The sequence below is a fragment of the Pseudooceanicola spongiae genome, from assembly GCF_014899185.1.
GTDB classification, from domain to species: domain Bacteria; phylum Pseudomonadota; class Alphaproteobacteria; order Rhodobacterales; family Rhodobacteraceae; genus Pseudooceanicola; species Pseudooceanicola spongiae.
The window spans coordinates 2,752,959-2,765,000 of the sequence record NZ_CP045201.1; the positions used below are offsets into that span (position 1 = coordinate 2,752,959).

The 12,042-nt window shown below is 59.2% G+C and carries 8 protein-coding genes and 2 rRNA genes (1 of these 10 cut by a window edge); 2 read left to right on the forward strand and 8 right to left on the reverse strand.

The window, feature by feature from the left end; genetic code table 11:
* The first annotated feature begins 68 nt into the window (after positions 1-68).
* Complete coding sequence (locus tag F3W81_RS12995; protein WP_193079574.1) at positions 69-2,996, forward strand: CheR family methyltransferase; 2,928 nt, start codon at positions 69-71, stop codon at positions 2,994-2,996.
* A 94-nt stretch (positions 2,997-3,090) separates the two neighbouring features.
* Here F3W81_RS12995 and F3W81_RS13000 read toward each other — a convergent pair whose 3' ends face one another.
* The 4 genes from F3W81_RS13000 to ectA all read right to left on the reverse strand — a co-directional run bounded on the left by F3W81_RS13000 (position 3,091) and on the right by ectA (position 6,888).
* Positions 3,091-4,476, reverse strand: a complete 1,386-nt coding sequence (locus F3W81_RS13000; RefSeq protein ID WP_264298919.1) for an aspartate kinase — start codon at positions 4,474-4,476, stop codon at positions 3,091-3,093.
* Between the two features lie 133 nt (positions 4,477-4,609).
* On the reverse strand, positions 4,610-5,008 hold the full coding sequence (locus tag F3W81_RS13005; RefSeq protein ID WP_193079576.1) for an ectoine synthase: 399 nt from the start codon (positions 5,006-5,008) through the stop codon (positions 4,610-4,612).
* 4 nt (positions 5,009-5,012) lie between these two features.
* Positions 5,013-6,299 carry a diaminobutyrate--2-oxoglutarate transaminase gene (gene ectB, locus F3W81_RS13010; RefSeq protein ID WP_193079577.1) on the reverse strand — a complete coding sequence of 429 codons (1,287 nt, stop codon included), beginning with the start codon at positions 6,297-6,299 and terminating at the stop codon, positions 5,013-5,015.
* 52 nt (positions 6,300-6,351) lie between these two features.
* Positions 6,352-6,888 (reverse strand): diaminobutyrate acetyltransferase, encoded by a 537-nt coding sequence (gene ectA / locus F3W81_RS13015; protein ID WP_193079578.1) that lies wholly within the window; start codon positions 6,886-6,888, stop codon positions 6,352-6,354.
* Between the two features lie 239 nt (positions 6,889-7,127).
* On the opposite strand from ectA, the gene F3W81_RS13020 reads away from it, so the two are divergent.
* The gene (locus F3W81_RS13020; RefSeq protein ID WP_193079579.1) at positions 7,128-7,607 is read left to right on the forward strand and encodes a MarR family winged helix-turn-helix transcriptional regulator; all 480 of its coding nucleotides are present in this window, start codon (positions 7,128-7,130) and stop codon (positions 7,605-7,607) included.
* A 50-nt stretch (positions 7,608-7,657) separates the two neighbouring features.
* Here the strand turns inward: F3W81_RS13020 and F3W81_RS13025 are convergent, their stop codons facing one another.
* The 4 genes from F3W81_RS13025 to F3W81_RS13040 form a co-directional block, all read right to left on the reverse strand.
* Positions 7,658-8,173: an acyloxyacyl hydrolase gene (locus F3W81_RS13025; protein ID WP_193079580.1), complete on the reverse strand. Its 516-nt coding sequence runs from the start codon at positions 8,171-8,173 to the stop codon at positions 7,658-7,660.
* A gap of 28 nt (positions 8,174-8,201) precedes the next feature.
* On the reverse strand, positions 8,202-8,669 hold the full coding sequence (locus F3W81_RS20875; RefSeq protein ID WP_407692446.1) for an ATP-binding protein: 468 nt from the start codon (positions 8,667-8,669) through the stop codon (positions 8,202-8,204).
* 762 nt (positions 8,670-9,431) lie between these two features.
* Positions 9,432-9,546, reverse strand: a 5S ribosomal RNA gene (gene rrf, locus F3W81_RS13035).
* A gap of 104 nt (positions 9,547-9,650) precedes the next feature.
* Positions 9,651-12,042, reverse strand: a 23S ribosomal RNA gene (locus F3W81_RS13040) (it continues 439 nt past the right edge of the window).

A 12,042-nucleotide genomic window follows, 5' to 3' on the forward strand; every position in this document is an offset into this window, starting at 1 on the left:
CTTGAACGTGATTAAAGTCATCCTCTAGGGATTTTGGCCGCAAACTGTAGGCAAGCGGAAGGTGCGCAGTGACCAAAGATAGCCAAGAAACGTCGAAAACCGCTGAGACGGAAACACCTCCCCTGCGCATGGTGGGAATTGCCGCCTCCGCTGGCGGGCTTGAGGCCGTTTCCCTGCTGGTGCAAAACCTCGAAGCCAGCGTGCATGCCAGCTACGTCATCGCCCAGCACATGTCGCCGACCCACAAAAGCCTGCTGACCTCTCTGATCTCGCGCGGCACCAAGCTGCCGGTGATCGAGCTGCAGGAGTCCGTGATCCCCGAGGCGACGACGATCTACGTCACGCCGCCCAATTCCGATGTGATCATGAAGGACGGCGCACTGACGCTGGTCGAACCCTTCGGCCATCCCGCCACGCCAAAGCCCTCTGCCGACCGCCTGTTCCAGAGCCTCGCCGCCGAATGCGGTGAGAATTCGGTCGGAATCGTGTTGTCAGGCACCGGCAGCGACGGCAGCTACGGCGTGCAGGCCATCCGGGAAGCGGGCGGTATCACCATCGCGCAGGAGGTCGACTCGGCCAAATATGACGGCATGCCCTCCTCGGCGATTGCCACGGGCTGCATCGACCTCAGCCTGACCCCCGAACGCATCGGCCAGCAATTCGAACGCATCCTGTTGCAGCCGCGCAATTTTGACGATCTCAAATCGATCACCCAAAGCCCGACGCGCCTGTCAGACCTGTTGCAGATCCTGCTGGCGCGCACCGGCGTCGATTTCCGCGGCTACAAGGAAAACACCGTCAACCGTCGCATCGCGCGGCGTATGAACGCGCTCAGCATCGACAGCTACACCGACTACGTCGACCATTGCCGCACCTCTCAGGCCGAGGTGGATGCGCTCTACAAGGATCTGCTGATTTCGGTGACGCGCTTCTTTCGCGATCCCCGCCAGTTCGACCAGCTCAAAGCCCAGATCGAGGCGCTGACCGAGAGCGATGGCAAACGCCAGCTGCGCGTCTGGGTGGCCGGTTGCGCCACCGGCGAGGAAGCCTATTCCATCGCCATCCTCTTTGCCGAGGCGCTCGGCGGGCCGAAGGCGCTGAAGAAAAGCCAGCTGCAGATCTTTGCCACCGATATCGACGAACGCGCGCTCGACGTGGCGCGGCGCGGCGTCTATCCGATCTCGGCGGCTCAGGACATCCCCACGCATCTGCTGGCGCGTTATTTCGACATCACCGGGAACGAGCTGCGCGTGGCGCGTGAATTGCGCGACGTGACCCTGTTTTCACGCCACAACATCTTTCAGGACCCTCCGTTCATCAACCTCGACCTCGTCAGCATCCGCAACCTGCTGATCTATTTCGAGGCCCCGCTGCAGGAACGCGTCCTCTATCGCATCCACTATGCCCTCGCGCCCGACGGGATGCTGTTCTTTGGCACCTCCGAATCCGTCGGCGCGATGGAGGCGCATTTCGAAGTGCGCGCCGGGGCCGAGAAGATCTTCAGCAAACGCCGCAGCTCGCGGGTGACGAACTACCGCTATCCTGACCTTTCCTCGACCTCGCGCCGCCCGAAATTCGCTGAGACGGCCGACGCCGGGGTCCGGCTGGAACGCGACAAGTCCGCCGATGCGATGTTCGATTCTCTGGTCAAGGCGGTGGCGCCAAACGGCTTCATGGCCACCAAAAACGGGGACATCCTGCGCATCATCGGCGATATCTCTCCCTATATCGAGATCAGCGAGCATAACCCCCTCGCCATGACCACGCGATTGCTGCGCAAGACCCTGCGTGACGAGGTGATCAGCCTCATGGCGATTTCCCTCAAGAGCAACCGCCAGCGCTCCAGCCGCTGGCATGAATTCCAGCAGGCTGACAGCAACCGCGTGCGCTTTCAGTGCTTTCCAATCTCGGGGGCCTCGGGGGCGCAGGACAATTGCCTGATCGCGATTCACACCAAAACCGAAGACGCCCGCGTGATGGAAAGTGCCAAGCTCGACGGCGCCGACCGGGCCTATATCGAACGCATGGAAGCCGACATGCGCTCGACCCAGGATGCCCTGCAACAGACGGTCGAGGAATTGCAGACCACCAACGAGGAACTGCAATCGGTCAACGAGGAGATGCAATCCACCAACGAGGAGCTTCAGGCCACCAACGAGGAGTTGGAGACCTCCAACGAGGAAATGCAATCCGCCAACGAAGAGCTGATCACCGTCAACGAAGAGCTGCAGATCAACTCGGCCGAACTTCAGGCCGTGCTGGCCGATCTGGACGCCATTCTCAAGGACAGCCCCTTCATCATCCTTGCCGTCGATCCGGCGCTGATGGTGCGGCGTGCCTCCGACCTCGCGCGCAAGTTCTTCAGCATCGACGAAATCCCCTCGACCGGGCTGCACCTGTCGCAACTGGCGATCCCCGAAGGCTTTCCCAACCTCAGCCGCCCGTCTGCCGAGGTGCTCAACCACCGCCAGACGCAGGAGATCATGATCGACACGCTGAGCGACAACTACCGTCTCTCTCTCGCGCCCTACAGCAACGCCAAGTCCGACCTCTCCGGTCTGACGATATCCGTCTTTGACCGTGAAATCGCCTCGGTCAAGGAGGTCGCGCAGCTGATCAACAACATCACCGGACTGAGCCACTGGCGCTATGACATTCAGGCGGACACGTTCAGCTGGGCGTCTGGCCCGACACCTCTGCAGGGAATGCCGGCCCCGAAAGAGCTGCCGTCAACGCTGGAGGACATCTACGAGATCTTCGCGCCCGAGGATCAGGAGCACCTGCGCGCCGCTTTCGCTGACGCCATCGCCTTCGGCACATCGTTCAGCGTCGAAGCGCAGGTGATCTGGGCGGGTGACACGTCCCGTGCAGTCTGCGCCAAGGGGGCTGTCCTCAAGGGCGGGCAGGGAGAGCCCGCCTATATCCTTGGTACGATCTCGGACACCGTCGAACAGGCCAGCAGCCCGATGCGCCTCAGCGCGTCGGCACAGGCATAGGCTCCCGACATCACACTGCGGACAAAACGAAACCGCCCGCCCCTCGGTCAGGAAGGGCGGGCGGCTTTCATTTCAGCGCGTCGAAGGTTCAGGCTCAGGCGGCTTTCAGCTGCGCATTTTCCGTCTCGACAAACTGCTTGTGCAGCAGGCGGATGGCTTCATCTTCCTGATCCTGCGCAACCATGTATTGCACATCGACACTGCCCGGTAAGTGCTGCACGGCCAGCGTCTTGACGCCGCCGTCGCGCAATGCGGTCAACCCGTGCTCTGTTACGTTCAGACCAGCCAGATCGCGGCCAATGACCGATACCAGCGCCATGCGGTTGATCTTGATGCGGGCATTCGGGAAGGCCTGCTGCACGTCCCGCTCCACCCGGCGGATCGCCTTCAGCGGCGCATCGAGGTAGTGCGTGATCGTATTGGCATTCGTCGCCTTGGAGACGATGCGCACCTTATGGCGGGTCAGCACCTCAAGAATGGCGTGATCATAGCCCTTCACGCCGACCATATCCTGCTCGAACACTTCCAGCGCGGCGACACCCAAGCCGGTGACGATCTCGACCGAGGGTGCCTCGGCTTCGGCATCATCAATCAGGGTGCCGGGGTCTTTCGGCTCGAACGCATTGGCGACGCGCAGCGGAATACCCGCCTTGCGCAGGGTCTTGGCGGCTTTCGGGTGGATCGCCTCCATCCCCATGTTCGACAGCTGGTCGGCCACGTCGTAATTCGTGTGTCCCAGCTTGCGCACAGCCTCCGCGCCGACCAGATTCGGATCGGCCGAGGACAGGTGGAATTCCTTGTGGATGATCGCCTCTGCCGCGCCCGTGTAGGCCGCGATATTGGAGAAGGTCACCTCGGAATAGCCACGATCAAACTCGCGCATCAGACCTTCAGTGCACTGGGCGTAGCCGGTGACGATGGGCAGTTCCGTTTCCAGATCCACCCCGTCCAGCGCCCGCGCGATGCGTTCCTGAAGGTTCAGCACGCTCTCGTCACGCCAGCCGCTGAGGTCGACGTAACGAGCATTGACGCCCGCACGTTGCAGCATCCGCGTGGTGACAAAGGCGGAATGGCTCTCGCCCAGGCCCGACAGCAGCTCACGGATATCCATCATGTGATCGGACAGGCGGAAATGCCCGTATGAGCACAAACGCTGCAGATCGAACAGGCAGGAGCGCGCGCCCTCGATGCGTTCGCGCACGAACTCATCGGCGGCCACGACATCGGCAGGATGCTCCAGCACGGTGTTGTGCGCGTCGCGCATCCCGTCGGCCACCTGCGTCAGCGCATCCAGCCAGCCATGGGCGTTGTCATCGTTGGAAAACAGGCCGTAAACGCCCGGTGTCCCCGATTTCTTGTGCTCAAGCAGCAGGTTGGTGATGCCGCCAAATGCGGACACCACAAAGATGCGGCCATAAAGGTCGGCCCCGGTGCGGTCACCGATCAGCAGGCTGTCACGCAGTTCGTGCACCTTGCTCATCGAGGTGCCGCCAATTTTTTCAACGGTATGTCTGGAAAATGTCACTGTCTGGTTTCCCGACGCTTCTGGCCGGGCTCCTGTGTTTTTGCGGTCAAAAGGCGAAAGGCCGACATCTCTGTCGGCCCATCCAACCTCAGGCCAGTTCTTCCGCCGGCGCGTAGGATCCGTCTTCACGGTGCACTTCAGTGCCGGTCACCGGAGGGTTAAAGCAGCAGGCCATGACCAGCTCTTCGTCCGCAACGACAGTGTGCTTGTCGTGCTGGTCGAGGGCATACATGACGCCCGGCTTGATCTCATGCGTCTCGCCGGTGGCAAGGTCAGTGATCCGGCCGGTGCCCTGCATGCAATAAACGCTCTCGAAGTGGTTCTTGTAGTGGAACGTATGCTCCGAACCCGCTTCCAGGAAGGTGATGTGGAACGAAAAGCCCATGTTGTCGTTCGCCAGCAGCATCCGGACGGAGGTCCACTTGGCATCCGAGGTCACACGGTCTTTTTCGCTTTTAACGATCTCGTTGAAATCACGTACAATCATAGTTTTACTCCGCAGCAATTTTGGTTGTGCTCTGCGAGGCGGCTGCCTCCAGCAGAATCTTAAGGCCATTGCGGAAAGTTTCCACAGGCGTTGTCAGAGCGGCGAGCACTTTGACGACTTCATCGTCAGCGCCCGATGTCTCGATGATCAGACCGTTGCGGAAGCATTCCGCGCAGATCGCATCCGCCAGCTCACCCGAGCCGACATCGACGCCCTGCATCATGCCGCGGCCTTTCAGCTTGGCACCGGGGATCTGCTTGGCCAGCGCGTGCATTGCCTCGCTCAGGATCGCGGACTTGGTGGCGATCTCTTTCTGGAAAGCATCGTCGCTCCAGAATTTCTCGATCGCGACACGGGCGGTGACAAAGGCGTGCGTGTTGCCCCGGAAGGTGCCGTTGTGCTCGGCCGGTTTCCAGATATCCAGCTCCGGCTTCAGCAGCAGCGCGGCAAAGGGCAGGCCCATGCCGGACAGCGACTTGGCCATCGGGATCATGTCCGGCTCGATACCCATCTCCTCGAACGAGAAGAAGGTGCCGGTACGCCCGGTGCCCGCCTGAATGTCATCGACGATCAGCAGCGCGCCGTGCTCCTTGGCGATACGGGCAATGCCGCGCATCCATTCGGGGCTGGCGGCGTTCAGACCACCCTCGCCCTGCACGGGCTCCAGCAGGAAGGCCGCAGGCGCGTCGATGCCCGAGCTGTCGTTGCCCAGCATCGCCTCGATGATCGCCAGAGTATCAACGCCTTCGCCCAGCGAACCCTCGTAGGGCATCCGGGTCACGCCTTGCAGGGGCATGCCGCCGCCCGCGCGCTTGCCCGAGTTGCCGGTCGCCGCCAGAGCGCCCATGGTCATGCCGTGGAAGCCATTGGTGAAGGCGATCACGTTGGTGCGCCCAGTGACCTTGCGGGCCAGCTTCAGCGCGGCCTCGACGGCGTTGGTACCGGTCGGGCCGGTCATCATCACCTTGTGGTCCATGTTGCGCGGCTTGAGGATCTTTTCCTCGAACGCGGTCAGGAACGCGGCCTTGGCATCAGTGTACATATCCAGACCGTGGGCAATGCCGTCGCGGCTGATGTGTTCGATCAGCGCGGCTTTCATGTCCGGGTCGTTGTGGCCGTAGTTCAGCGAAGAACACCCGGCCAGGAAGTCGATGTAGGTCTTGCCGTTGGTGTCGGTCATTTCCGACCCGCTGGCAGAGGTAAAGACGGTGTCGAAGCTGCGGCAATAGCTGCGTGCTTCGGATTCGCGTCGTTCAAAAATCGCTCGGTCGGCTGATGTGTCAGTCCGCATAACAGGGTTCCTTGATATCTATTTTGGTCAGAGGTGATCGCACAGAAGCGGATCAGGCGGCTTTACGCACGCCCGTCTCACGCAACTGGATCGTGACCATATGTTCGGTGTCATGGTGACCGCCGAAATGGTCGTTCCGCTTGAAGTGCGGCTCATGGGTCAATTCACCGCCCATGCGGCTTGTAAAGCGCTTGAACAACGCCCAAGAGGCATCGTTGTCCAGCGTGATGGTGGTCTGCATCCGGGTCACATGTTTCGTGTGCTCCCGGTTGATCAGGTGGGACAGCATCTTGCCGCCCAGCCCCATGCCGCGCGCGTCGGGCGACACGGCAACCTGCCAGACAAAGATCGTGTCCGGGTCGCTCGGCACCATATGGCCCGAAACCCAGCCGACAACGCCCTGTTCCGGCGTCTCGGCGATCACGCATGTGTCCGCAAAATGGTCGCACTGCACGAGGTTGCAATACATCGAGTTCTCATCAAGCGGCTTGCACGCGCGGATGAGCTGCCAGATGGCCTCGCCGTCCTCGCGCGTGGGCTTGCGCAGTGTAAGTGTGGTCGATTGTATAGTTCCGCTTCCGTCGAGCATGGGTCCTGCACTCTTATTGCTTCGACACTCAAAATAACCCTCGCGCGGTATAATTCAACCAAGCTAAGCACTTTTTCCCATAATAAATTGGTAAACTTGTGCCACACCCCTTGAAAACCTGACTCAAATGGCCCTTTTTACTTAGGATGACACAGCAAAATCACTCCGCCATGCAAAGAATTGCCATTCACCGCAAGCGATGCGACGATGCCGCCGGCATTGGTTTGGGACAATTTGACATGGATCGCACGGACATCAGCCTGATCGCATTGCGGCGTATTCTGCGCGCAACCGAGCTTTTCGGTAAGGAACTTGCACAGGCCGCCGGTCTCAGCCCGGTGCAGTTTCGGGTACTGCAACTGATCGACGAAAAAGGCATGAGCACACCCAAGGCGATCTCGGTGCAGATGGGCGTGACCCAGGCCACCGTCACCGCCCTGCTCGACAAGCTGGAAAATCAGGGTGTTCTCAAGCGCGAACGCAGTCAGGTTGATCGGCGACAGATGAATATCGTCGTCACCGACAAGGGCCTTCAGACCCTCGCCGACGCTCCGGACCCGCTGCAACAGCGCTATGTTCGCAAGTTCGAGGCGCTGGAGGACTGGGAGCAAGCCCAGCTGATCGCCTCACTTGAAAAGGTCGCCGCCATGCTTGATGCGCATGAACTGGACGCCTCGCCCGTTCTGGACGTGGGTGACATCAAGCGTCACCACCAGTGATCGCTCGATAGCGGGCCCCGCACCCCCGAGGCCCGCCTATCAGAGTTCTGTCAGCGGATGTTCAGCGGGAAAGAAACCCGCAGCTGAATAGTCTCCAGCCCCGGATTGACCGACGACAGATCCGCGTTTGAGCGGTGGTCATAGGACAGGCCGTAGCGAATGCCATTGCGCGCCTCAAAGCCGATCTCGACGCCCGAGCGGAACTCGACCGTGCTGCCCAGATCCGGTCCGTCGCCGCGTGCGTAAACGCCCGGCATCAGGTGCAACTGCATGTAGGCGCGATCAAAATTTGTCGTCCAGGTTGCCCCGCCGCCAATCCAGGCCGTACCATCGCCAGACAGCGACGCGCCGAACGCGGGCTGGAACGGTCCGTAGCTGACCGGCGCATCAAAGCGCAGATAGAGCTCGCGATCGATCTTGTCCTCCTGATACATCACATCGCCAAAGCTGAGAGCCAGTCGGCTCTCGCTCGACTCAGGCGCAAGGCACCCCTGTTCCGGGCAGTGATTGACGCCCATATCGGTCAAACCTGCGATGAGAAATAGAACCGCGAAAGTGCCATCCATACTGATGCTCCATAGTGTCTCAGGCTTGTTATCGCAGCCGTGTGGGTTTGTCATGGGGTTGCTGCCACCGTGGGCCTGTTTGCCGCTGCTGTATCGCCCCATCTGCATCTGCTGAGTTCAAGCCGCTCACCTGAATGCTGGCGGCATGGGTGAGCATGGCAAGCGCCTGATGAAAGCGGCGGTTTTTGTAGACGCTGACCCAGTCGCTGATGCCTCGGCTCGCTTGCTGGATGCTCTCGAAGCGGTGGCAGTGAAGGTGGAACAGCAGCGCACCGCCCGAGGCGCTGAACGGCAGCCAGCCGAGTATATCCAGGATCACCAATTCGGTCTTCACCAGCGCCTCCGCAATCTGTCCAGCCTGTGCCTGCTCCTGCGCATTCACCAATTCGGCGGTCGAGGACAAGCGCACCCGCTTGCGATGATGCTCATTGCCCGAGCGCGACGGATGCCAGGCTGGAAGGTGGCGGCTGTGGCCGTCGATCAGTGAGGAGGACAAGAAAATGATCCTCCGGATCGTTTTCCCGACGGACGCCAGCGAGGCCCAGCCATCCTTGCAGGCTCAGTCGCGTGCCGGGTCAGTAACCCGTTGCCCGGCAGGCGATTTGCAAAGCAAATCTGCCGCGAGGAGGCGTCGGTTCGTTGCCGTGGCGACGGAAGGGACGGCCTGGATCCGGGGCCCATACCCACGGCGCTCTGGCGAACCTGCCAGCCCTTGAACTGGAAGACCCGCTGGACCGTTGTTCGGCCCTGGCCTCGAACCAATGGCCGCTCAGGGCCTCACCATGAGGGCCTGCAGCTTTTTTCGGTCGCGCAATTCAAGCATCGCCTCGCCATAGGCCTCCTGCAGATCATTCAGATGCTTGTCGTAGTGGTCGTGGATGTCGAACGGATTGGCCCGCTTCGGCCACCGTTGTCTCGCCCTGAATGATCGCGATCACCTGGGCTGTCCTCCGCTTCGCAGTCCAACGTTTGATGCTGTCGTCCATCGTCACACTCATTACTGCCTTCTCATTTGTAGCAGGAGCAGATTTTCAGTGGATTAATACTGGCGCGCCATTCTCTCCGCCCGCGTCCCCCTTCGCTGTTGTGTTTGTGATTTAGGACTGACGGGATACCGTTCTGATACCGACGGGATACCGACGTGAGGATTTGTGGCGCTGTCTTGGGTGTTTTTGGTGTGTATTAGGAACGACAAAACCCCGGAGCATTTCTGCTCCGGGGTTTTGTGTATTCTGACATCGTAATTGCTTTTTTCTAGGTCTGGCGGCGACTTACTCTCCCACGTCTTAAGACGCAGTACCATCAGCGCTACGGCACTTAACGGCTGGGTTCGGGATGGGACCAGGTGTTTTGCTCGCGCTATGACCACCAGACCGAGGAAAAAGCAGAGAGATATCAATGATGTCCGTATTGTACTGATACACTGTTATGTTGTGTATGCTTTTGATTAATCGCAGAAGTCTGACTTCTACTGGATCAAATCAAGCCTATCGGGCAATTAGTACTGGTCAACTGAATGCATTGCTGCACTTACATCTCCAGCCTATCGACGTGGTGGTCTACCACGGCCCTCAGGGATACCTTGTTTTGAAGGGGGCTTCCCGCTTAGATGCCTTCAGCGGTTATCCTGTCCGAACATAGCTACCCAGCACTGCCGTTGGCACGACAACTGGTCCACCAGTGGTTCGTTCACCCCGGTCCTCTCGTACTAGGGGCAACTCTTCTCAAGTATCCTACACCCACGGCAGATAGGGACCGAACTGTCTCACGACGTTCTAAACCCAGCTCACGTACCTCTTTAAACGGCGAACAGCCGTACCCTTGGGACCTGCTCCAGCCCCAGGATGAGATGAGCCGACATCGAGGTGCCAAACACTGCCGTCGATATGGACTCTTGGGCAGTATCAGCCTGTTATCCCCGGCGTACCTTTTATCCGTTGAGCGATGGCCCTCCCACTTGGGACCACCGGATCACTATGGCCGACTTTCGTCTCTGCTCGACTTGTCAGTCTCGCAGTCAGGCTGGCTTCTGCCATTGCACTCAACGAGCGATTTCCGACCGCTCTGAGCCAACCTTCGCGCGCCTCCGTTACGCTTTAGGAGGCGACCGCCCCAGTCAAACTACCCGCCACACAGGGTCCCGGCACCGGATAACGGTGCGCGGTTAGACATCAAGCAGAACAAGGGTGGTATCTCAAGGGAGGCTCCACAGGGACTAGCGTCCCTGCTTCAAAGCCCACCACCTATCCTGCACATGTTCGGCCTAATGCCAGTGTGAAGCTGTAGTAAAGGTGCACGGGGTCTTTCCGTCTAACCGCGGGAAGCCTGCATCTTGACAGGCAATTCAATTTCGCTGAGTCGATGTTGGAGACAGCGGGGAAGTCGTTACGCCATTCGTGCAGGTCGGAACTTACCCGACAAGGAATTTCGCTACCTTAGGACCGTTATAGTTACGGCCGCCGTTTACCTGGGCTTCAATTCAGAGCTTGCACCCCTCCTTTTAACCTTCAGGCACCGGGCAGGCGTCAGACCCTATACGTCGTCTTACGACTTCGCAGAGCCCTGTGTTTTTAGTAAACAGTCGCCACCCCCTGGTTTGTGCCCCCGGCACGCACTTGCGTACATACCGGGCCTCCTTCTCGCGAACTTACGGAGGTATTTTGCCGAGTTCCTTCAACATCGTTCTCTCAAGCGCCTTGGTATTCTCTACCAGTCCACCTGTGTCGGTTTAGGGTACGATCTCATGTAGGGCTATTTCCAGGAACCTCTAAGCGGCCCCTCCAATCCGATAAGGAGGAACAACCTTCGAGATCCGTCACATCCTACTGGCTCAGGAATATTAACCTGATTCCCATCGACTACGCCTTTCGGCCTCGCCTTAGGGGTCGGCTTACCCTGCTCAGATTAGCTTTAAGCAGGAACCCTTGGACTTTCGGCGAGGGAGTCTCTCACTCCCTTTGTCGCTACTCATGTCATCATTCTCACTAGTGATCTCTCCACCGGATGGCTCACGCCCCGGCTTCACAGAAAGCTCCTTGCGTCCAATCCTTCCCGAAAGAAGGCAAGGACGCATGGACCTATGTCACACTACGCTCCGCTACCATGCACTATGTGCATCCTCAGCTTCGGCTCATGGCTTGAGCCCCGTTACATCTTCGCCGCAGGACAACTAAATTAGACCAGTGAGCTGTTACGCTATCTTTAAAGGATGGCTGCTTCTAAGCCAACCTCCTGGTTGTTTTGGTCGTCCCACCTGCTTTCCCACTTAGCCATGAATTAGGGGCCTTAGCTGGAGGTCAGGGTTGTTTCCCTCTTCACTACGGACGTTAGCATCCGCAGTGTGTCTGCCGTCTAGTACTCCTCGGTATTCGGAGTTTGGTTAGGATCAGTAAGTCTGTGGGACCCCATTACCCATCCAGTGCTCTACCCCCGAGGGTATTCGGACGACGCTCTACCTAAATAGATTTCGCGGAGAACCAGCTATCTCCGAGTTTGATTGGCCTTTCACCCCTAGGCACAACTCATCCCGACCTTTTTCAACAGGTGTGGGTTCGGACCTCCAGTACGTGTTACCGTACCTTCATCCTGGTCATGCCTAGATCACTCGGTTTCGGGTCTGATCCCACAAACTCATTCGCCCTATTAAGACTCGCTTTCGCTGCGCCTACACCTAACGGCTTAAGCTTGCTTGTGAGACCAAGTCGATGACCCATTATACAAAAGGTACGCTGTCAGGCCGCAAGGGCCCTCCAACTGATTGTAGGCGTTCGGTTTCAGGTACTGTTTCACTCCCCTCGTCGGGGTGCTTTTCACCTTTCCCTCACGGTACTGGTTCGCTATCGGTCAGTAAGGAGTACTTAGCCTTCGGG